27 protein-coding genes are annotated in these 22,025 nt (G+C 41.7%); 14 read left to right on the top strand and 13 right to left on the bottom strand.

Features of this window, described 5'->3' with window-relative positions; translation table 11 throughout:
• Window positions 1-33 precede the first annotated feature (33 nt).
• Window positions 34-813, bottom strand: coding sequence for an NRDE family protein (locus FTU75_RS09980; RefSeq protein ID WP_180084705.1), 780 nt, complete (start codon window positions 811-813; stop codon window positions 34-36).
• Window positions 814-906: 93 nt separating this feature from the next.
• Here FTU75_RS09980 and lgt point away from each other — a divergent pair, with 93 nt between their 5' ends.
• The 3 genes from lgt (at window position 907) to FTU75_RS09995 (ending at window position 2,637) form a co-directional block, all read left to right on the top strand.
• A complete protein-coding gene (gene lgt / locus FTU75_RS09985; protein ID WP_180007176.1) occupies window positions 907-1,719 on the top strand; it encodes a prolipoprotein diacylglyceryl transferase in 813 nt (270 codons plus the stop codon).
• A 156-nt stretch (window positions 1,720-1,875) separates the two neighbouring features.
• The gene (locus FTU75_RS09990; protein WP_180115878.1) at window positions 1,876-2,268 is read left to right on the top strand and encodes a hypothetical protein; all 393 of its coding nucleotides are present in this window, start codon (window positions 1,876-1,878) and stop codon (window positions 2,266-2,268) included.
• Window positions 2,269-2,637, top strand: a complete 369-nt coding sequence (locus tag FTU75_RS09995) for a hypothetical protein (RefSeq protein ID WP_180115879.1) — start codon at window positions 2,269-2,271, stop codon at window positions 2,635-2,637.
• Between the two features lie 22 nt (window positions 2,638-2,659).
• On the opposite strand, the gene FTU75_RS10000 is transcribed toward FTU75_RS09995, so the two are convergent.
• Window positions 2,660-3,172, bottom strand: a complete 513-nt coding sequence (locus FTU75_RS10000; RefSeq protein WP_078189680.1) for a peptidoglycan amidohydrolase family protein — start codon at window positions 3,170-3,172, stop codon at window positions 2,660-2,662.
• A 560-nt stretch (window positions 3,173-3,732) separates the two neighbouring features.
• Here FTU75_RS10000 and thyA point away from each other — a divergent pair.
• The 5 genes from thyA to msrA all read left to right on the top strand — a co-directional run bounded on the left by thyA (window position 3,733) and on the right by msrA (window position 7,513).
• Entirely contained in the window at window positions 3,733-4,575 is an 843-nt protein-coding gene (thyA, locus tag FTU75_RS10005) for a thymidylate synthase (RefSeq protein ID WP_078189681.1), read from the top strand.
• Window positions 4,576-4,675: 100 nt separating this feature from the next.
• Window positions 4,676-5,188 carry a dihydrofolate reductase gene (locus FTU75_RS10010; protein WP_180115880.1) on the top strand — a complete coding sequence of 171 codons (513 nt, stop codon included), beginning with the start codon at window positions 4,676-4,678 and terminating at the stop codon, window positions 5,186-5,188.
• 27 nt (window positions 5,189-5,215) lie between these two features.
• The gene (locus FTU75_RS10015) at window positions 5,216-6,286 is read left to right on the top strand and encodes a DUF4105 domain-containing protein (protein WP_180115881.1); all 1,071 of its coding nucleotides are present in this window, start codon (window positions 5,216-5,218) and stop codon (window positions 6,284-6,286) included.
• 84 nt (window positions 6,287-6,370) lie between these two features.
• Window positions 6,371-6,829 carry an META domain-containing protein gene (locus FTU75_RS10020; RefSeq protein WP_111884063.1) on the top strand — a complete coding sequence of 153 codons (459 nt, stop codon included), beginning with the start codon at window positions 6,371-6,373 and terminating at the stop codon, window positions 6,827-6,829.
• 159 nt (window positions 6,830-6,988) lie between these two features.
• Window positions 6,989-7,513, top strand: a complete 525-nt coding sequence (msrA, locus tag FTU75_RS10025; protein ID WP_180115882.1) for a peptide-methionine (S)-S-oxide reductase MsrA — start codon at window positions 6,989-6,991, stop codon at window positions 7,511-7,513.
• An 86-nt stretch (window positions 7,514-7,599) separates the two neighbouring features.
• Here the strand turns inward: msrA and FTU75_RS10030 are convergent, their stop codons facing one another.
• From FTU75_RS10030 to FTU75_RS10050, 5 genes are all read right to left on the bottom strand, one after another.
• The gene (locus FTU75_RS10030; RefSeq protein WP_078192724.1) at window positions 7,600-8,004 is read right to left on the bottom strand and encodes a biopolymer transporter ExbD; all 405 of its coding nucleotides are present in this window, start codon (window positions 8,002-8,004) and stop codon (window positions 7,600-7,602) included.
• Complete coding sequence (locus FTU75_RS10035; protein ID WP_078192725.1) at window positions 8,004-8,627, bottom strand: MotA/TolQ/ExbB proton channel family protein; 624 nt, start codon at window positions 8,625-8,627, stop codon at window positions 8,004-8,006. Before FTU75_RS10035 ends, FTU75_RS10030 begins: the two co-directional genes overlap by 1 nt.
• 30 nt (window positions 8,628-8,657) lie before the next feature.
• A complete protein-coding gene (locus FTU75_RS10040; protein WP_180115883.1) occupies window positions 8,658-9,422 on the bottom strand; it encodes a TonB family protein in 765 nt (254 codons plus the stop codon).
• A 210-nt stretch (window positions 9,423-9,632) separates the two neighbouring features.
• Complete coding sequence (gene purU / locus FTU75_RS10045; RefSeq protein ID WP_078192727.1) at window positions 9,633-10,499, bottom strand: formyltetrahydrofolate deformylase; 867 nt, start codon at window positions 10,497-10,499, stop codon at window positions 9,633-9,635.
• A gap of 79 nt (window positions 10,500-10,578) precedes the next feature.
• Window positions 10,579-11,280: a TetR/AcrR family transcriptional regulator gene (locus FTU75_RS10050; protein ID WP_078192728.1), complete on the bottom strand. Its 702-nt coding sequence runs from the start codon at window positions 11,278-11,280 to the stop codon at window positions 10,579-10,581.
• Between the two features lie 116 nt (window positions 11,281-11,396).
• Between FTU75_RS10050 and FTU75_RS10055 the strand changes: the two genes are divergently transcribed.
• From FTU75_RS10055 to FTU75_RS10075, 5 genes are all read left to right on the top strand, one after another.
• A complete protein-coding gene (locus FTU75_RS10055) occupies window positions 11,397-12,845 on the top strand; it encodes a coniferyl aldehyde dehydrogenase (RefSeq protein WP_180034939.1) in 1,449 nt (482 codons plus the stop codon).
• A gap of 162 nt (window positions 12,846-13,007) precedes the next feature.
• Window positions 13,008-13,244 (top strand): 50S ribosomal protein L28, encoded by a 237-nt coding sequence (rpmB, locus tag FTU75_RS10060; protein WP_000048256.1) that lies wholly within the window; start codon window positions 13,008-13,010, stop codon window positions 13,242-13,244.
• 12 nt (window positions 13,245-13,256) lie between these two features.
• Window positions 13,257-13,412: a 50S ribosomal protein L33 gene (gene rpmG, locus FTU75_RS10065; protein ID WP_001205031.1), complete on the top strand. Its 156-nt coding sequence runs from the start codon at window positions 13,257-13,259 to the stop codon at window positions 13,410-13,412.
• Window positions 13,413-13,553: 141 nt separating this feature from the next.
• Window positions 13,554-15,272, top strand: coding sequence for a cation:proton antiporter (locus tag FTU75_RS10070; protein ID WP_180073299.1), 1,719 nt, complete (start codon window positions 13,554-13,556; stop codon window positions 15,270-15,272).
• 188 nt (window positions 15,273-15,460) lie between these two features.
• Window positions 15,461-15,703 carry a hypothetical protein gene (locus FTU75_RS10075; RefSeq protein ID WP_180115884.1) on the top strand — a complete coding sequence of 81 codons (243 nt, stop codon included), beginning with the start codon at window positions 15,461-15,463 and terminating at the stop codon, window positions 15,701-15,703.
• 78 nt (window positions 15,704-15,781) lie between these two features.
• Here the strand turns inward: FTU75_RS10075 and FTU75_RS10080 are convergent, their stop codons facing one another.
• From FTU75_RS10080 to FTU75_RS10100, 5 genes are all read right to left on the bottom strand, one after another.
• Entirely contained in the window at window positions 15,782-16,060 is a 279-nt protein-coding gene (locus FTU75_RS10080; RefSeq protein WP_078192732.1) for a hypothetical protein, read from the bottom strand.
• A gap of 105 nt (window positions 16,061-16,165) precedes the next feature.
• Window positions 16,166-16,669, bottom strand: coding sequence for a DUF6586 family protein (locus FTU75_RS10085; RefSeq protein WP_078189695.1), 504 nt, complete (start codon window positions 16,667-16,669; stop codon window positions 16,166-16,168).
• A gap of 75 nt (window positions 16,670-16,744) precedes the next feature.
• A complete protein-coding gene (locus tag FTU75_RS10090; protein ID WP_180115885.1) occupies window positions 16,745-17,107 on the bottom strand; it encodes an ASCH domain-containing protein in 363 nt (120 codons plus the stop codon).
• A 42-nt stretch (window positions 17,108-17,149) separates the two neighbouring features.
• Entirely contained in the window at window positions 17,150-17,401 is a 252-nt protein-coding gene (locus FTU75_RS10095) for an RNA-binding protein (RefSeq protein WP_078189697.1), read from the bottom strand.
• Window positions 17,402-17,487: 86 nt separating this feature from the next.
• Window positions 17,488-19,476, bottom strand: a complete 1,989-nt coding sequence (locus FTU75_RS10100) for an ATP-dependent helicase (RefSeq protein WP_168377891.1) — start codon at window positions 19,474-19,476, stop codon at window positions 17,488-17,490.
• Window positions 19,477-19,727: 251 nt separating this feature from the next.
• Between FTU75_RS10100 and FTU75_RS10105 the strand changes: the two genes are divergently transcribed.
• On the top strand, window positions 19,728-20,840 hold the full coding sequence (locus tag FTU75_RS10105; RefSeq protein WP_180115886.1) for a S41 family peptidase: 1,113 nt from the start codon (window positions 19,728-19,730) through the stop codon (window positions 20,838-20,840).
• A gap of 12 nt (window positions 20,841-20,852) precedes the next feature.
• On the opposite strand, the gene FTU75_RS10110 is transcribed toward FTU75_RS10105, so the two are convergent.
• Window positions 20,853-22,022, bottom strand: a complete 1,170-nt coding sequence (locus tag FTU75_RS10110; RefSeq protein WP_180115887.1) for a glycerate kinase — start codon at window positions 22,020-22,022, stop codon at window positions 20,853-20,855.
• Window positions 22,023-22,025: the final 3 nt, after the last annotated feature.

Here is a 22,025-nt window from a genome sequence, read left to right on the forward strand (position 1 = left end):
TAAAAAATAAGCCGACGAATCGTCGGCTTTTTTTTATGGCTTTAAATGCACTTCTATCTGGGTGATCTGTCCTTGTTGCTCACCCTGCTGCTGTTTTTCCTGCCAATGCCACTGTGAATCCCGCATACACAATAAATTTGAACAGCGGGTGCCATACACCGGACTTTGAATAAAGGTTGAAGACAGCAAATGTTCCATTTCCGCCTGAATCCCAGTATTGGGTAACAATGATGGAATGATTTTACGTTCATCTTCCAAAATATCCCACGCAGCAGCGTCTATATCCGCCTGTGGTTGCTGGCTTTGTAGCATCGGCAAAAATTCTTGCGTGAAACGTTTGCGTAAATGTCGGGTCTTTTCCCAATGTTCAGTCATTAAACCATTGGATGTGACATAAACCCCTTTGGCTAAGACTTGTGGCGCTTCACCGCGATTACTCATATAAACGGCTTGAGTGGCGTCGCCAACGAATAAATTAAAGCCGGCATAATTACATTGGACTTGTTCAAGTGCTTGCGCAAAACGAATGGGCGTTTGCTCAGATTCTAAAAATTGCTGAATCAAAGCGCCACGTGAAGTGGGATATGCAGTCTGATCACGACCATCACGAAAATTGGTCACAATCGCCCAACGCCCTTGAGCGGTTATCCCCATCCATGTTCCACCAGACTGTAAGTCCTGCCCTGCAATAATCGGACTATCTACCCATTGCTTTAGGCCTGCCGTCGGTCGATGATAAAACTCGTCACGATTCGAAATCAGGCAGAGTGGCATGTCATCCAAGACCTGCCAAGCAAAAGCCACAATGCACATATTCAACTCTCAATATCTTTACACATTGAATGTACAACATTTTTCAGCACATTCAGCTAAAATCTGTGCAAAACATAATGACAAGGAACAGCAATGCTGACATATCCAAATATCGACCCTGTGGCGATATCACTGGGGCCACTACAAGTTCACTGGTATGGTCTGATGTATTTATTGGCCTTTTTATTTGCATGGGGCTTGGCAAGCTACCGTGCAAAACAACGTGACGGCTGGAACGCAGAAATGGTCTCTGACCTGATTTTCTATGGTGCATTAGGTGTCGTGATTGGTGGACGCTTTGGCTATGTCTTCTTTTATGGTTTCGATCAGTTCCTTGCCAACCCATTGTGGCTATTCCAAGTTTGGACAGGCGGCATGAGCTTCCATGGCGGTTTCCTTGGGGTCATGATTGCCATGTTACTGTGGTGCAAGAAATATAAAATGACTTGGTTCCAGACCCTCGACTTTATTGCACCCTGCGTTCCGACAGGCTTAATGTTTGGTCGTATTGGGAACTTTATTGGTGGCGAACTATATGGTCGTGCAGTGACCGACCCTAATTTTGCTTTCGGCATGATCTTCCCGACCGATCCACTCCAGTTGGTGCGCCATCCGTCGCAGCTTTATCAAGCCCTCTGTGAAGGTTTAATTCTGTTTATCGTGCTGTGGTGGTTTAGTTCAAAACCTCGTCCACGTTATGCCGTTTCAGCCCTGTTCCTCATCGGATATGGTATAGCACGCTTCACCGTTGAATTCTTCCGTGAGCCGGACAATGGTCAACTGTTCATTGGATGGATGAGTAAAGGTCAGTTCCTGACAGTTCCGATGATTCTGATTGGACTATGGATGATGTGGTATGCCTACCAGAAAAAAATCTATGACTGGGGTCCACAAAAAAATCATTAATATTTTCTAAATGTCTTTAAGCAAGCGAGGTTTAAGCCTCGCTTTTTTATGCGCTGAAATTTACTCCTTCATACGCATTTACTGCACATGAAGTGACTGAATTAGACAACTGATCTGTGCTAAAGTTTATTCAGCTTATTTTTAAACTATCGATCCATGCTTGAATTTTGGTTTAATCCCAACGTTTCTGTACTTAAAAAAATCTTGTTTTTTATTGCGATGGTCGTACTGACCGGTGTTCTGTATTGGATGGAACCCCTAACACTTCAAGCCATTCTAATGTTCATGGGTACAGGCGTGATTTTCCTGATTTGTCGTTATTGCAAGATTCATTTTGCAGCAAAAAACCCAACAGGTTTGCTCTATCGTTTATTGACGTGGATACCGATTGCACTGCTGTTGGCATTGGTTTTTATCAACATGAATAAGGGTGAAATTCTGATTCCGGGTGCTCAAGGCATTGGCTTTATGGCTTTGGCGATCTGCCTGCTTTCCCCGATTTCACTGCTGAATAAAAACGAGAAAACTTCACCCCAAGGTAAAGTTTAAATGTTGACGTTTTGGTACTCTGAGCGCTGTAACCGACAAATCAAGCTCATCATTTGTATCAGTACCTGTGTGCTTATTTTTCAATGCGCTGAACAAAAACAACTAGATCCCCGCTTTGCGGGCATAAGTTTAGCCATTGGTTTGATGATTAATCTGCTTTATAAGCTCAGACAAGACAAACTAAAAACACTGTCTCCGTCATTAAAATGCGGTTTGGCTAGTTTGCCAATTTTATGTTTAGTGTGCTTAATTTATTTTCTACCCAATGAGCAACGCTGGATTTTAGCGCTGCAATGTGTGGGCTTTACTGCAATTGGATTATTTATCGTCTCGATCTACAGTCAGCGTGCAAAAAGGTTTGAAGACTAACCTTTTATTCAGCCACGGGCTGTTAATCTGCTAAGCGATAATAGCTATATTTCACATTTGGAGTTCGATAGACCGCATAGCCCGCTTGACGATAATCAGACACCCAGTCCTTACCTGAATATGCTGCGATATGACCATAACGACTACTTTGATTGCGGTCGATAATATAAATATCGCCTTTCTTAGGACGATCAAACGCTAAATTAATTTTTTGATAACCAATTTTTTGTAATGTGCTGCCCCAGTCTGCTGCGGCAACGGGGTGACCGTTAAAACGTGCCCCTGCGGACTCAAGTGCTAGACGAACACTGCGGGCACATTTCTGAGTACTGCTTTGGCGGGTAATGCCTTGTAAAAATCCAGTCAAACGATCGATATCGATACGCTGACCATTGCGGGATACCACATTTTTAGTCGCTGCTTTTTGAGTGGTATTGGACTTGCCCGTATTTTTACTCGCCTGAGAACGAATTATGATATTTGCCTGAACTGGAGCATGCACTTCACTCAAGTTTACATTGTGATCATAAGCCATTCTTTAACCCACACTCCCGCCTATATTTAGGCATTCAAAAATTTTAACGAGGGTGATAGTACCGCGTAAATCATGTTTTTTCATGTAAAAAATGTAAGATTTCTTAAACAAATCTTCACATTTAAATACGACCGTCTATTTTTAATTCAAATAGATTTATTTTTGATATCAAACTCTTATTCAGAAATAACAACCCAAAATCATCTCTTCACAATGAGAAAAATCACGTGTATTTTTTAATCAAACTTATCTGTATTTTTTTCAACAACGAGCATGAAACATCGCTCAATATGTGAACAATAGGGCTTAAGTCTTCTAAGCTCATGCTTGATTGAACAGACATATTGTCTCGTTAACACTTGATGTAATTGTTATTAATAGACGTCTTCAGCTCAGACAACTCAGCGCTTGTTGCCTGCAAAATTTGGTCATCACCCAATAAACACCGTATGCTTTTGATTTTTTAAACCTGACCATATTCAAGCGCCCATCGCAGTTCCTTCCACACGCAAAACAAGCTAATATGTGCCACAAGAAATTTAGCAAATTATGAGAGAGACATGCGCCAGTATTTAGACCTTTTACAACACATTCTCGACAACGGCGGCGACAAGGGCGACCGTACGGGTACGGGAACACGTTCTGTATTTGGTCATCAAATGCGCTTCGATCTTTCTCAAGGTTTCCCTTTACTCACCACCAAGAAAGTTCATTTCCGCTCTATCGTGATTGAACTGTTGTGGTTCCTTAAAGGCGATACCAATGTTCAATATTTGCAAGACAATAAAGTCTCGATTTGGGATGAATGGTCTACAGCAGAACAAACTGCACGCTTCGGTCGTCCTGCCGGAGAATTAGGTCCTGTTTACGGTCATCAATGGCGTAATTTCGGTGCAACCAAAAAAGCCGATGGCCTATATGAACAAGATGGTTTTGACCAAATTAAATGGTTGGTCAATGAAATCAAAACCAATCCTAACTCACGTCGTCTAATCGTCTCTGGTTGGAACCCAAATGAGGCAGGTAATGTTGCATTGCCACCATGCCATACCTTGTTTCAATTTTTTGTTCAAAACGGAAAATTATCTTGCCAATTATATCAACGTAGTGCTGACGTTTTCCTGGGTGTGCCGTTTAACATTGCCAGCTATGCCCTGTTAACACACATGATTGCACAAGTTTGTGGTCTAGGTGTAGGTGACTTCGTTTGGACCGGTGGGGATACACATTTGTATGCCAACCATTTCGAACAAGCGCAGTTGCAATTGACACGTGAACCAATGGGTCTGTGCCAATTAAAACTCAATCCTGAAATTACCGATCTTTTCGATTTTAAATTTGAAGATATTGAAATTGTAGGTTATGAATCACATCCTGCGATTAAAGCCCCTGTTGCTGTTTAATTTTTAGAAATCCCAAGTGAAAAGCAAAATCCTGCTTTACCTCAAGCGGGATTTTGCATTCTAATAGACGGCAAATATTTCGGCTATTTGAGTTCAAACTATGGCATTTCAAAATTTAGAAATCGTGCACGTTGTCGCTATGGATCAGCAGCGCTGCATTGGTAAAGGGAATGATTTGCCGTGGCATATTTCTGCAGATTTACAACACTTTAAAGCCATCACCCAAGGTGGTGTGGTGGTTATGGGACGCAAAACCTTAGAGTCTATGGGACGTACCCTACCGAAGCGTGTCAATTGGGTCATTACACGAGATAGCAATTGGTCATTTGAAGGCACCAAAGTCGCATATAGTATCGACGAGGCGTTAACGCAAGCTGTTGCTGATGTCGCGAGTTCAGAAAAACAAACGAGTCTTTTTATTATTGGTGGTGGTGAAATTTTTAAGCAAACCATCGGCATCGCAGACCGTTTAGAACTCACGCATGTTGAACTCGATGTTCAAGGTGATGCGCATTATCCTGAAATTCCTGCGGACTTTCAAAAAGTGGCGTCAGAACAACATATCGACGACAAAACTGGGATTGCTTTTGAGTTCGCAACTTACCGAAAATAAAGAAAAATCTTAAGCTAAAAGAAAAATATGCAACAGAGTGACCAACAAGCAATGTTCAAAAAAATAGGGCGAAGTATTCTTCATGCCCTATTTAGTGTGTTTGTCCTCTGTTCTTCGATTTGGCTCTGTGCCGCCCTGTGGATACAGCAACCGGCAGGCTGGTTAGGCAGCCGCATTATCATTGGAATCTGGATCGCTTTTGCTCTAAGCATTTTAGGCATCTATATTACCCAACACTTTTTTAGCCGTCGTAAAGATGTCTTGATTTATATTGCGGGCTTTATCTGTGGTCTATTTTGGTATTTTGGCATGGAGGCACGCCAAGATCGTGAATGGAATCCTGAAGTAGCAGAAATTCTACATTATGAAAAGCAAGGCAATTTCGTCACCTTGCACAATGTGCGTAATTTCGACTGGCATGCCGATGGTAGCTATACCCCGCGTTGGGAAACCCGCCAATATGACCTAAGTCAAATCAATGGCGTCAACATCATTACCTCGTATTGGATGGGGCCGCAAATTGCCCATACACTGGTCAGTTTTGATTTTGCTGACAGACCACCGCTGACGTTTTCGATTGAAATTCGCAAAGAGAAAAATGAAGAATTCTCTGCGATTGGTGGTTTTTTCCGTAAATATGAACTGAGCCTCATTGCATCAGATGAAAAAGATATCATCTATACCCGCAGTAATACACGCGGAGAACAGGTTTATTTCTTCCCCGTAAACATGCCAAAATCTGAAATGCAGGCGCTGTTTGTAGAATATCTCCATAAAGCCGATGAACTACAGACTCAACCCAAATGGTACAACACGCTCACCAGTAATTGTACAACACTGGTGTTTGACATGATTCAAGCGGTTTCCAAACATCAGCTTCCAACCGATTACCGCTTATTTGCATCGGGTTATTTGCCGAATTATTTGTATGACCTTCATGCCATAGACCAAAATTGGGATATGAAAACATGGTATCAAAAAGCCCATGTTAACCCTCGTGTCTCTCAAATCAAGCAACTGAGCAGTGAACAATATTCCAAATTAATTCGACAAGGTTTGCCGCATTCACATTCAAATCCAAGCGCCAATCAATTGTAATTCTTAAATAATGATACAAATATGGCTAGCATATCTGTGCGATATTTGCTTAGATAGTTGAAATGCTTCCACGGGGAAATTCCGATGCTAAAACAAATATTTGTTGCTGCAACTTTGGTTTCAACTTTAGTGGTGACAGGCTGTGAAAGCATGCCTGCACAAGACAACACCATAACTGAAAATTTAAACCTATTACAGAATCGTACTTGGATTGCCACTCAGATTGGCAACACTCCAATCAAAACAGCACCCAATGCGCATAATATTCCAAGCATTCAATTCGATGCGGCTTCAAAACGTGTCTCAGGTGCAGACGGCTGTAATCGTATAATGGGTGGCTATAATGCTGGCAAAGACACCATAACGTTTGGCCCGATTGCTGCGACACAAATGGCTTGTCTCAATAACAATGGGCTAGAGCGACAGTACCATGCAGCACTCGAAAAGGTAACGCATTATCAAGTTTTTGGAAAAACCTTGAAATTGCTAGACCGTCACGGCAATTTATTAATTCAATATGAAAGCGCTGTTCAACCGCGTTAAATCATTAAAAAAGTCTGCTTCGGCAGACTTTTTTATTCACTGTTCAGTCATGCCAGAGACATTTAATGCACATAAACTAGTGATTAGTATACAGACGTACATTGCAGTTTTTAGCTATAACCCCATATTAAATATCAGGGAACAAAATAGGATTTCACTATGCAACAAGCGGTATTTGGTGGTGGGTGCTTTTGGTGTGTAGAAGCAGTTTTTCTACAACTAAAGGGCGTGCAAACAGTCGTCAGTGGTTATGCAGGGGGAGTTACTCAGCATCCGAGCTATGAGCAAATCTGTGAGGGAAACACCCAACATGCAGAAGTCATTCAGATCAATTTTGATGACAGCCAAATCAGTTTTAGCCAATTGCTAGATGTATTTTTCGCAACTCACGATCCAACCACGCTGAACCGTCAAGGCAACGATGTCGGTACACAGTATCGCTCAGTGATTTTCTATCAGGATGAATCACAAAAGCAAATCGCTGAGCAACGTATTGAAGAATTAAAAGCTGAAGGCATCAATATCGTGACTGAACTGAGTCCAATGCCAACCTTCTACCCTGCCGAAGAATATCATCAAAACTTCTTTGCACGTAACCCAAACCAAGGTTATTGTAATTTTTCAATACCACCTAAACTCATGAAATTACGTAGCAAATTTCAAGACCTACTCAAATCTGAGTGATCTAATTAAACGGCATCTATTTTCAAAATAGAGACATAAAAAAAGCGACATTTCAGTCGCTTTTTTTAGTTATCTTTGCTCAGTGCTTAGTTATCACTGGCAAAGGCGATATCGCTGAGTCCGGCTCCACTCGCACGCGACATCACTTGTGCAACTGTGTCATAACGTGATTCTTTATCGGCTTTTAATACCAATGCAGGCTTACGTTCTTGCTGACCAGCTGTATTTAGACGACTTTCTAAATCTTCGAGCGTGACAATATCACCATTCCAAGCAATATCACCCGCTGAGTTAATGCTGATGGTTACGCTTTCAGTTGGCAGATCAATCACTTCTGCAGTCGTTTGTGGCAAGGTTAATGGAATTGATGGGTTGGCAACAGTCGCAGTCACCAAGAAGATGATCATCAATACCAACATAATATCGATGAGCGGAATGAGGTTCATCTCATTCATGCCAGCATCGTTGTCTTCACCCAATTGAAAAGCCATTAAGCTTGACCTCCAGCTAAACTTTGCTGTGCAGTTTTCACGTCTTCTTTCTTCGCTGCAGATTCTTGTTGCAACATAGTATCAATCAATAAACCATGCGCTTGATCTTGCAATTCATTCGAAAGTGTACGGTTAAAACGAACACAGATGTTATAAGCCAAAACCGCAGGAATCGCCACAGCCAAACCAAGACCCGTCATGATCAAGGCTTCACCAACTGGTGTTGCTACTTGTGCAAGACCTGCTTGACCGCTTTTTCCTACTGCTACAAGGGCATGAAAAATACCCCACACAGTACCGAACAAACCTACGAACGGTGCAATTGAAGCAATCGTACCCAATACAGATACGCCTTTTTCAGCATTAGCTTTTTCTACCGAAATTTGACGTAGTAATGCTTGTTCTGCCACAGCCTTACGTTGTTCAAAAGCCAAAGGAGCAAATTTCGCTTTCAGTTTGCTTAGTGCATCTGCAAGGTGGTTATACGCCACTTGTTTGAGCTGACGTGTGCCCATAATACGAAGAACGAAGATCGTCCAAGTCGCAATCGACATTGCAAGTAACACGAAATACAGTGTTTTGCTGACTGCATCTGCATGTTGCCAATAAACTGAAAAGTTCATATTCGAACTCCTAATGGGTTAGCCGGAATCTTAATTAAGTTTAAAGTTGAATGGTTGATCAACTCGCGTCGGAGTTGCCACACCATTATCAATATATTTGGATAAACGTGCACGCTTCACTGCATCAGTCACTTTACGGTTTACAGCAGCGCCACAAGTCGAGTTTTTAATCGTTGCTGATTCGACTTTACCTTCAGCACTTGCAGCAATCGCAACTACAACTGTACACGACGCTTTTAATTCACCATTTTCAAATTGAACATTCGGTTTCTTAATCCAACTGACACCATTACCAATGCTCACAGTTTTAGGTGTCGGTGGCGCAGGTGGTGCTGGAGGCGCAGGTGGTGGTGCAACAGGTGCCGGAGGTGTTGGTTCAACACGAACGACTTTCGTTTCAGAAACCACAGTTGAAACAACAGGTGTTGGTGGTACGTTTTTGACCGCTTCAACAGTTGGTTTCGGCGCATCTTTCTTTTTCACCTGTTCCACTTTTTCCACTTTCTTCGGTGGAGGTGGTAAAGGCTTATCTACAATTTTAACTTCTTTTGGCTTTGGTGGCTCTTTCTTCGGTTCTGGTTTTGGCTTCGGAGGTTCTGGTTTTTTCTCTTCAACAATCTTCACAAAGCGAACTTTAATCGGATCTTTTTCGATCGGTTTAAGTTCTGGTGCTTTCATATTGCTGACCGCCCATAATACTCCCATATGCCCTACCACAACAGCGAGAAGCGCAGTAATGATTTTCTTTTTCATCGGGTTAGGTGATTGCATCATTGGAGCGGGAGATTGACTCATTAAACTCAGTTACCTTGAAGAAGCGATTGCATTTATTTTGTCAAAAATACAATCATGCTCATCGGTTAGCACAATTAAAGTACGGCAATAATAAATGAGAAGTGTTTTCATTTGCAACTATTAATTCGTCAGATTTAATGACTTTTTTTAATCATAATATAAAAAAGGCATACCTAAAGTATGCCCTTTTATTAAAAAATTCATCTCGTTTTATTGAAATACAACAGTTTTATTACCATCGACAATAATACGATCTTCAAGATGCCATTTGACTGCACGTGCGAGTACATTACGCTCTACGTCCTGACCTAACTCACGCAATTGTTCAACAGTAAAGTCGTGGCTTACACGCTCTACGTCTTGCTCAATAATCGGCCCTTGGTCAAGATCAGCAGTCACATAGTGCGCTGTTGCACCAATTAGTTTCACGCCTTTTTCATGCGCTTGCTTATATGGGTTCGCACCAACAAAGGCTGGGAGGAATGAATGGTGAATGTTGATCACTTTCATTTCCCATTTTTGAACAAATTCTTCGTCTAAAATTTGCATATAACGAGCAAGAACGAGTAAATCATTGCCTTGCATCAATTGATCAATTTGCTCATAAGCTTCACGTTTATTTTCTTTGTTCACAGGAACAACTTCAAACGGAATGCCGAAATTTTCTACAGATTCACGTAAAGCATCGTGGTTAGACACGACTTTGGTGATTTCACATGGTAAACCACCACGTGCATGACGCCACAACAGTTCAAGCAAAGCATGGTCAACTTTAGACACCAAGATACCGACTTTCTTCACATCACTGACTAAAGCTAAACGCCAGTGCATGTTGTAACGCTCAGCAACATTGCTCGCAAATGTTTGAGTTAGACTTTCTTTACGGCTTTGTAAATTGTCCAATTCGAACTCAACACGCATGAAGTATCGCCCCCCTTGAGCTTCAGTCGCGTATTGATCAAGTGCGGTAATATTTGCTCCCTGATGATACAAAAAGCTCGATACAGCTTGCACAATCCCTGGTTTATCTTCACAGGTAATGAGTAAGCGTGCTGTGTTAGCGGTCGACATATTCATGTTGGTTTATATCACTAATCAGTTAAATTGAAAAAAGAGCCGAGTATTCTAACGCTTTTTAAAGCCAGACTAAATAGTCTTATTCAGTAACCTGATGCTTTACGTTTGAAAGACTTGCAAATAAGTCCGACGGCCCTAAAGTTTCGAGCAATCGCTCATAGGTTTCACGGCTTTCACCACGTAGATATGCGCCTTCTAAGAACACCATTTGTCGCAGTGCTTGCCACACCCACTTTTCTTCCAAAGTGTTGGAGTCGGTAATATGGCCCGACATATAAAGGAAGTTGGTCCAGTTGGTCAGCACGATCCACAAATTAATGGTTAAGGCCTCAATTTCAGAATCAGTCATCTGCATTAAACCTGCATCGACAAAGGCACGATAAATTTTCTGGCCTTGTTGCATGACTTGACCAGCAAAACGTGGATACATTTTACGGAAATCTTCATTATTTTCGACCAAGTGATAAACATCACGATGTAAAAATCGATAAGCCCATAATTGGCTACTTAACACTTGGAAATAGCGAATTTTATCATTGGCATCAAGCTGACGATCATCAGGAAGCGCTAACATTTCTAGCGTTTCATGCTGATATTGCTCCATTAATTCCTTAATAATTTCACTTTTATTTCGGAAATGGTAATACAAGTTACCAGGACTCATTCCCAGTTCAGCAGCAATATGATTGGTTGTCACTGAACGCTCGCCACGCTCATTAAACAACTGCAAACTCAGCTGCAAAATACGTTCTTTCGTTTTTAAGGTTTTGGTGTGAGACATCCTAAAACAACCATTTATTTCAAAGCATTAGAACACTAACACATAAAGTAACTTGACTATTTAGAGTATTTGCTCTAAAAATTAATTAATCGCTAATTTGGATATGGTCGTGCGACATGAATAGTCAAACAAAAACAACTTCAATGACACCACATTCTTTTGATCACCAGCATCTCAACAATATGTTGGAACAGCAGAAACAAGCATATTTACGTTACCCATTGCCTACAGCGAAGGAACGTATAGACCGTTTGGCTCGGCTTAAGCGTATCTTAGTTAAGTATCAAGATCAATTTGCTGATGCAATTAATCAAGACTATGGTAACCGTTCTATTGGTGAAACCAAGATTGGTGAGTTGCTCACATGTCTTGAACACATCAAATATTATAGCAAGCATTTGACAGACTGGATGAAACCATCCAAACGCCATGTCGGAATTATTCACCAACCTGCAAAAGCATGGGTGCAATATCAACCACTTGGTGTCGTCGGCATTATTACGCCATGGAACTACCCACTGCTTCTTTCTATAGGCCCACTGATTTGTGCTTTGGCTGCGGGCAACCATGCCATGATCAAAATTTCGAGTGCCTCTGCGGCATTCGGTGATGTGCTCGAAAAAGCTCTCGCAGAAGCATTTCCTCAAGAATTGGTCGCAGTCGTCAATGGTGGTGGTCCAATTTCAGATGCGTTTAGTCACCTTGCCTTCGATAAAATGATTTTCACGGGCTCAACCAATGTCGGTAAAACCGTCATGGCTGCTGCGTCTGAAAACTTAGTTCCTGTGATTTTAGAATTAGGCGGAAAGTCACCTGTATTGGTTCATCCGTCTATTGACCTTGCGGATGTTGCACAGCGTCTTGCGGTTGGTAAACTTTGGAATGCAGGTCAAACTTGTGTTGCACCTGATTATGTGTTCTTACCTCGTGGTAAAACTGCTGAATTTTTAGATCACTATAAAGTGTGCGTTGAAGCTATGTACCCAAGTATTGCTCATAATCAGGACTACACCTCGATTATTAATGACAAGCAGTACAAGCGCCTACAAGGTTATTTAGAAGATGCGCGTGATCAAGGCGCACAAATCATCAGTTTTAACCCACAAAATGAAGATGTGGACGCTGTACGTAAAATTGCACCGACTGTTTTAACGGGTGTCACTCCAGACATGCAAATTATGCAGCATGAAATCTTCGGTCCGATCCTTCCGATCATGGAATATGATCAAATTGACGAGGTTATTGCTTTTATTAATAGCCGTCCTCGTCCACTTGCTTTATACTATTTCGACTTTGATCAGGCACGTGCCGACTATGTCGCAACACGTACCCATTCAGGACATTTCGGACAAAACACGGTATTAACCCATGTTGCTCAAGATGACCTGCCGTTTGGCGGTGTGGGGGCTTCGGGTATGGGTAAATATCATGGTCCAGAAGGTTTCTTCAGTTTGTCGCATGAACGCTCGGTGATGTCGAATCCAAAACTCTATAGTTTGAAATTCATTCTTCCACCGTTCAATAAGCCGATCCACAAACTGATTTCGAAGACACTTCTTCGATAAACGATCAAGGCATGAACGATCACACCAGGTGATCGTTCGTTTTATGCAAAATCGCTTGTCTTTTAAGCGCATTTTTGATATAAAACGCCCCTTGAATGAATTCAATGTTTTTTTTGACTGGCCATACAGATTTGCTGTTGGCTAAATCAATGGAGTTACACCATGTCTAAGGTTTGCCAAGTTACCGGCAAGCGTCCAGTCGTTGGTAACAACGTCTCACACGCCAACAACAAAACTAAACGCCGGTTCGAGCCGAACCTGCATCACCACCGTTTTTGGTTAGAAAGCGAAAAACGTTTCGTACGTCTTCGTCTAACTACTAAAGGTATGCGTATTATCGACAAATTGGGCATCGAAAAGGTTGTTGCTGACCTACGTGCTCAAGGTCAAAAGATCTAAGGAGCTACGAACATGCGTGATAAAATTCGCCTAGTTTCTTCTGCTGGTACAGGTTATTTCTACACTACCACTAAGAACAAACGTACTATGCCGGAAAAAATGGAAATCAAAAAATTTGATCCAAAAATCCGTCAACACGTAATTTTCAAAGAAGCTAAAATCAAATAATTTTAGTTTTTTGAAAAAAACGACCTGCTTAGGTCGTTTTTTTTTGCATTTTTTTTATTCGAATTGCTAAACTTTCAAAATGCTTTTGGCACTTTTTGTGCTTGTCTTTTTTACCCTTAACTTAGGCTTAAGGAGTTTTTAGTGCCTCATGATGTAGAACTCATAATATTACTTGCTGTTGGCTTTGGTTTTGCCTTAATTTTTGGCTATATAGCTGCGCGCCTGCGACTTCCTCCCCTCATCGGCTATCTGATTGCCGGTATTATTATTAGCCCAAATACGCCTGGAGTAGTTGGTGACATCCATCTCGCTAACCAGCTGGCCGAACTCGGTGTCATGTTCCTCATGTTTGGCGTGGGTATGCACTTTTCACTCAATGATTTGATGCAAGTCCGTCGTATTGCTTTGCCCGGTGCCATTTTACAAATTGCAGTGGCGACCTTACTGGGTATGGGAATTTCCATGCTTTGGGGCTGGAGCATGGGCTCAGCCTTAGTGTTTGGCTTAAGTTTGTCGTGTGCAAGTACGGTGGTTCTCCTCAAGGCTCTCGGTGACCGAGGCTTACTTAACTCCGTGAATGGTAAAATTGCCGTAGGCTGGCTCTTGGTTGAAGATCTGGTCATGGTCTTGGTTCTGGTCTTACTCCCTGCCACAGCAGTATTGCTTGGTGGACAGCCACTCACAGAAAGTAGTGCAGATGAAAATATTTGGCTGACCTTAGGTCTAACTTTACTCAAAGTCGCTGGCTTTATTGCCTTCATGCTGATCATTGGTAAACGCTTAGTGCCAATGATTATGCAAGTGGTTGCACGCTTAGGCTCACGTGAATTATTCACGCTTACCGTGGTTGCAGCAGCTGTGTCGATTGCCTTTGGTGCCTACAAGGTATTTGGTGTCTCCATGGCACTCGGCGCATTTTTTGCCGGTATGGTGGTCAAAGAGTCTGACTTTAGTCACCGTGCAGAAGAAGAAACCCTTCCGCTTCGTGAAATTTTTTCGATTTTGTTTTTCGTCTCCGTCGGCATGCTGTTTGATCCACGGATCTTGATTGAACAACCGCTTCACGTCTTAGCTGTGGTCGGCATTATCATGATTGGTAAGACCATCGCTGCAATGGCGTTGGTGTTGTTCTTCCGTTACCCCATCAATACCGCATTAACCGTTGGGGCGAGTTTGGCGCAGATTGGTGAGTTCTCGTTTATTTTGGCGACCTTAGGTGTATCTCTAAACCTCCTTTCCATGGAAGGACAAAACCTGATATTGGCAGGTGCATTAATCTCGATTACGCTAAATTCATTTGTATTTTCTGCCATCGAGCCTATGCAGCGACTCATCCGTGAGCGCTCGAATTTGGCCCGTTTACTGGAACGTAGTAGTGACCCATTGGCCATGTTGCCGGATGAGGTCTCACAGGATTATCTGCGTGATCAGGTGGTGCTGATTGGTCATGGTGAAGTCGGTCGTCGTATTACCCGCGAATTAATGAATGAAAACATTAAAGTGGTTATTGCTGAAGAAAACCGTGAAATCGTGGAAAACTTGCGGGAAAAAGGCATCGCTGCGGTATCCGGTGTAGCAACAGAACCTGGGGTTTTAATTCAAGCCCATATTCAACACGCACGCCTTTTGGTCATTTCACCTATGGATATTTTAGATATTCATAAAATTGTCGATATTGCCAAAATGCTGAATCCTTCTATCCAAGTATTGGTTTGTGCGGAAAGCAAAGAAGAAGCTGAAGTCATTCGTCGTGACAATATCGGTGAGGTTTATTATGCCAAAGAGGAAATGGCGAAAAATATGAGCAATCATATTTTAAATCAAATCCAAATTGCCCATCACCAAACTCCGACACACTAAACTAAGTTCCTAATTAAGTTCTTATGGGCAATACCCAAAAGGCGATGCATTTAAGCATCGCCTTTTTTTAATGGATATAATTCATTAATTTTAAAATTACAAATAATTGAATTTAAAAAACATATTGATAAAATAAGAATCAAACGAAGCATCATTTTTAAAAACTTCAAACAAGAAACGAGAAAAACATGTACATCCTCTATTTAGGCCTTGCCATTATTTTGATTGGCGGTCTGGGCTTTCTCATCGCTGCATTTAAAACCAGTATTTTATGGGGACTGGGCTGTCTATTGTTTTATCCCATTTCCATCGTCTTTCTGATTCTGTATTGGCAAGATGCCAAAAATCCTTTTTTCTTACAGTTCATCGGGGTCTTTATTGTATTTTTAGGTTCGATGCTGATCTCACCTACTGAACTGGGCACAGTCTAAGTGCCATTTTGGATATAAAAAAACGCACCAAAAGGTGCGTTTTCATTATCATGATCCGCAAAGTCAGCAGCTATATGATTAGCTCATATATTTTGGCTTTTCATCAACTACTTCGGCATGCCATTCATCCACTTGTTTTTCTAACAAACCAAACAATGCAGCCTGAATCATTTGCTGAGCTATCACACTCATTTGATCGCCCAAAATATTGCGTAATTCTTCATTGAATTGGATAGTCACCAAAGGCTCTTTTTCTGAGCCTGCATTACGCAATGCCAACTCACCACCTTCCAATTGAACCAGCTCTAAAATTGCTTCCTGGTTCCCAAAGAGTTCTTTCAACTGTTCTATAGACATATATCCCTCCATGCGCAACATGGTGATAAAGGCATCTGCACTTTGTATTACTTAGATAATCTTATATCGGGTTAAATAAATTTATTTCAAGTAGCAATAGTCCAATTAGAACTCCACCATCTCGTTACGAAATCCATCAATTAATTGAGTTAGATCACGATGCCATTCACGCAAAATAGCGGTATCTGGCAACCATGCTTGCGGTGTTTGGGTAACTTTAATAATTAAATTTGAAGACGTTTCATCTTCTGGCTCTGGTGCAGACGGTTCAGGTGCATACTGACACATACGATGTGCGCGTTTCAGCTCTGCAATAAAACCTTGCTTGGCCAATTGCTGCATAACAGTCACTTCAGGTGATACCTGACCTTTTTCAGCCATCAGCGTTTCAATCGACTTTAACGTGGGCGCAGGATCATTTAAACGATAGTAACGCACCAACTCTTGTAAAAACGCAAGTACTGCACCATGCAAATGAAAAACCGCTGCTTCGCGATAAGCCTGAGCTTGTTGAACATGATCGGTCTGCTCAGCTTGCTGACATGCAAGACGGGTAAAATATAACTTTTGATTGGTACGATCAGCATGAAAGCGAGCAACACGAGACATGAACAATTCCCTAAATTTTGGCGTTTTTCTACATGAATAAGCTTAAACGGATTTTTAGGAAATTCACAATAAATATTATGGATGATCGATTTCAATTAAATAAATGTCACGCTTTGCGGGAACAGGCATATCCCAATCAATCATCCTGATATTTTCCAGACGCCAAGCCCAGTACCCTGCTGCCCAATATGTCGCCTGCGCTTGCTCTACCTCTGTTTCAGTCCATACATGAACGTCATATACATCGACCATCGCCACTGCACGTCCAATATCTTCATCTCCGCTTTCATGTAAGTAGCGTTGATTTTCCACGATCACTAAATCTTTTAAAGGCAAATGTTCGGGCTGCCATGAGCGGACTTCAAGCGTTTTACGTCCGCACGCAATGTTCGAACCAGATGGCGCAACAATCGACAAAGCCGAGTAGCATTTTTTCATAGATCACCGATAAAAAAAGGAGCGTAACGCTCCTTTTTAAATTTATGCTTTAGGCTTATCTTCAGCCGCTTTTACGCGAATACCCGCACCTTTGACTTTCAAAGTATTCAGGCCTTTAATCGCTTTTACAGCTTCACGACCATTTGGCATTTCGACAAAACCAAACCCTTTCGATTTACCTGTGCTTGCATCCATAACAACAACAGCAGACTCTACTGCGCCAAATGGTTTAAACAGTTCAACCAATTCTGCTTCAGTAACTGAACGCTCTAAGTTACGTACTAAAATTTTCATTCAATCTTCCAAATAGACAGCATCATCAAAAAGCATTTGTCTATTTTGCTTTTTAACTTGCGTGTAAATCACGTCAAAAATCTATTTTAATCGAGATCGATACCAAAATCTAAATTAATCGATTTTCTTTCGATTAAAGCACTTTTTACGGTTTGCTGACGGGTTTTATAATGTGTTTCCAAACTACATAGGTTTCGAGTTAAATCATTCATAAAATAACTTTCTACTTTACGCCCTTGCTCATCCACAGTTTCACGTGCCCAGTGGTTCAAGTTTTGCTTAGTCAAAATCAATTCATTTTGCGCACGTGTCAGCGCCACATATAACACGCGACGCTCTTCTTCCACCTCATCGAAATTACCCTGAGCACGTGCATGCGGGTATTGCCCTGGTGTCACATTTGCCACATAGCAAACCTTTTGTTCTGTCCCTTTAGCAGAGTGAATGGTAATCAAAGTGACCACATCACTATCTGATTGCCGTTCAATTTCAGAAATGGACACAGGATCGAGCACATACTCTTCAAGAAATTCACTGAGCTGTGTATGCTTTGATGCTAGTTGTTTCACCAGATCAAAATCCCCGACACGTCGGTTCCAATCTTTTTTATAGTTTTCTTCTAGCTGCTCAGAAATCGCTTGAACAGCCAAGCTTACACATTCTTTGACCTGATCCTTCAACACCGACATTTGCTTCATCATCAGAATCGCTTGGTCAGGTACTTTGCCAAATTTTTCCAACTTGGTTGCAATGGCTTGCATTTCTGGCTCAAGTAAAATCTGCTGCGATAACTTACTCGCACCTACATCACCCACACCATTCCATAAGGTTAAAAAGCGCATCCACGCGATATCATCTAAAGGATTGGCCACTACACGCAATACACTGAGTAAGTCTTTTACATGGGCTGTTTCAAGTAATTTCATGCCGCCAATAAAGCGATACGGCACGTTTGCGGCAATACAAGCTGCTTCAATATGACGGGCGGCAAAGCTTGAACGCACAAGCACCATATGATCCGACCATTTGCTGCCTTCGAGGTAATGACGTTCTTTGATGTCGATGGCAATCCATTTGGCTTCATCAAACTCATTCGGGAAAATATGCATTTTCGGCTTAATCCCTTCCCCACGATAAGCATCTAAGCGTTTGTCATATTTAATTTCGCTTTCATCCAACAACCAATTCGACAGATCTAAAATTTCTTGGGTTGAACGATAATTTTTTTCGAGTTTGAAAATCTGTGCGTCGGGTACCCGCTCTTTGAAATGATGAATATTTTCAAAGTCTGCACCACGGAAGCCGTAAATGGACTGTGCATCATCGCCGACACAGAACAAACTGACACGTTCTTTTAATGGCTCAAGTAACGCCCATTGCAGCGGATTGGTATCCTGCATTTCATCGACCAACATGTGGCGACAAATCGAAGCCACATAATCGACCAGTCCATCTGATTCCGCCAAGGCTTTTGCCACAATCGCCAAGATATCGTCATAATCTAAAAAACTACGCGCACGTTTACGAGCTTCGTATTCTTTCATGATATCCGCGATTTGATCTTTTAAAGCAAAGTACTCAGGCATTTGCTTTTCCATGGCAATGCTAAGTTTTTGACGCGTATTCCGCGCAAAAGAATATAGGTCACAGAGTTCTTTTGGCTTGGGTAAGTGATTGGGGTTTTTCTTATCATCACGGCCACGAATCAGGCGGAACATCATGAGTTGATCATCACGATCAATAATCGAAAACTGTTCTAGACCAAAAGCTTTTGGAATGCGGCGCAAGAGGTACATACAAAAGGTATGAAAGGTTGATGCACGTAGCCCTTTGGCTTGCTCACCCAGAGCCAGCTCCACACGAGCGACAATTTCACTCGCTGCACGGCGAGTAAAAGTCAAAATTTGAATTTGATTGGCAGGCACGCCTTGATCAATTAAATAGGCAGCACGCGCCACGATAGTTTTGGTTTTACCACAACCTGCTCCTGCCAAAACCAAGCTATGCTGTGCTTCTGTTGTTGCGGCTTGTTTTTGTTGAGGATTTAATTCATCAATCAGGTTGGCTAAACTCATGGTGTCTCATCGTGCTATGTGAATTGGTAGTTTAACAGAGCTACCCTAAATTCACAGCGTAGACGACTACAAAGTGACTCAATTTGACGCGGAAACACACCGTTTTAACCATGACTATTCATTTAAAATTTTCATTGTTTATACAGTAAAAAATCAGTAGATTTATAAATCAATATCATTAGAAAAACAAAGACCTATTTAAATCCATAGGCTTATAACTTGAGAAAATAACCGTCTCTAGGAATCATGACATGTTCAATAAATTTTCACAGCTTTCATTGTTGGTACTGAGTAGTAGTTTTTTTCTAAGCCCAAGTATTCAAGCTGCAGATGGACTTAGCCCCATGACACCTAGTGAGTGCCAAAAAGATTTTAACTTTAGCTCTGAATTTATACTCAAAAATGATGCTGGTATTCGAGCAAAAAACTGGGACAACTATCCAAAAAATATTCAAAAGGTCATAAATGAGCAAAACGCTAAAATTACACAAGTAATTTCGGTCGATGCCTGTAAAGAAATCACCAATCACTTTCTGAAATCTATCCGTAAAGGTCATCTGAGCTTAGGCCGAAAAACCATATCAGAAGCCATCACAGAGAGTTCAACAATACAATCAAGCAATCTCGTGACCACGCAAAAATTGTCTGAGCAGACAACCTTAATCACCATCCCAACTTTTGCTCTGTCTGTTCAAGATCAACTTGAAAAGATCATTCAAGACAATCAAAACCAAGTGTTAGACGCACGTTATTTAATTCTTGATCTACGCAAAAACTCAGGCGGATTTGATACATCAGCACAACCCCTTTATCCACTTTTGGGAGCAGCTGAGTATTGGTTTGAAATGCCCCAAATTTATGCATCTACAGAAAATATTCAATCATGGAAAGAAACAGCCAAAATCTTACCTGATGGGGAAATCAAGGTAGAATTTAATCGTATGATTGCTAAACTTGAAAGCAATAAAAATAGCTGGGTTGGGATGACGAAGCAGAAAGAGGAAAAATATGTGATCGCCCATTCAGACGTCAAAGCTACGCCCAAAAAAGTTGTTATTCTGTCAGATGAAGAATGCGGTAGTTCGTGTGAAATGTTTATTTTAACCGCACGTCAAAATCCGAATGTTTTAGTCATGGGGCGTAACACTTATGGTGCTTTAGATGCATCGAATATTCGAACCATCAAAACGCCATCTCAACAATTCACACTGTATTATGCAACCACATTTATCCACCGCCGTACGGGGCAGCAAATTGACGACATTGGTATTGCACCTAATATTCGCCTCCCTAAACCGCAAAATCCAACTGAGTACGATGCAGAAGTCACATTGGCACAGCACTATTTAGAAAATCGCTTATAGAAGTAACACTTTTCAGAACCGATCCATCTTAAGAGGAGTAGGTTCTGATCTTTTACATATAGAATTGATGAGATCTGTACAACTTTTTTCTAAGTATGTTTCGGCATTTTTTAATGCATCCTCCAACTTACAATCTGGTGGATTAATTCCAACAATCTGTGTGAAACCTAAATCATAGAGTTCTGCTATTTCCTCACCCACTAGACCAGCAAAGGCGATCACGGGTTTATTAAACTTTTTTGCAACCTGCGCCACACCAAATGGTGTTTTACCTAACTTGGTTTGATGATCAATTTTCCCTTCACCAGTGAGCACATAATCTGCCTGTGCTATTTTTTCCTTCAACTGACTTTGTTCAATGACCAATTCCACACCTGATTGCATCGATGCACCCGCAAAAGCCATCAACCCAAAACCTAATCCACCTGCAGCACCTGCACCTGCTGCATCACGTAAAGCACAATCCAGAGTCGCTTCAACCACATCCGCATAATGACTGAGGTTCTGATCTAACTGACGCACCATCTCCTGCGTTGCACCTTTTTGCGGGCTAAAGATATGGGATGCACCATTTTCACCACATAGTGGATTAATGACGTCGCTGGCAATGATAATTTCTGTATGCGCTAAACGTGAGTCGAGCTGCGTCAAATCAAGACTTTTAATTTGATCAAGACAACCACCACAAACTGCTATTTGCAAGCCATTTTCATCTAAAAATTGTGCCCCCAAGGCCTGCGCCATACCTGCACCGCCATCATTGGTCACACTCCCGCCTAAGCCAATGATAATTTTACTTACTCCGAAGTCTAGAGCAGCCTGGATCATTTCGCCCGTACCATAAGTTGACGTCAGTAAAGGATTTCGCTGAGCCATATCAACAAGATGAATACCATTAGCTTTTGCCATTTCAATCACCGCAGTTTTTCCACCGTCGATCAAACCGAAATACGTCGTCACACGTTGATTGGGCAAAGGACCTGTAAGCGCTATCGTCACTTTTTGGCCGTCGCAAGTACTGAGTAACGCATCTACAGTTCCCTCACCGCCATCTGCCATTGGCACAGCGATGACATTTGCGTCAGGTATGAGCTTTAAAATTGCACGCCGCATCGCGTCACAGGCTTGTTGAGCACTCATACTTTCTTTAAATGAATCGGGCGCAAGAACAAAAGTGGTCATCTA

Origin of the sequence: Acinetobacter sp. YH12140 (genome assembly GCF_013418475.1) — a bacterium.
In the GTDB taxonomy this organism is placed as follows: Bacteria; Pseudomonadota; Gammaproteobacteria; order Pseudomonadales; family Moraxellaceae; genus Acinetobacter; species Acinetobacter amyesii.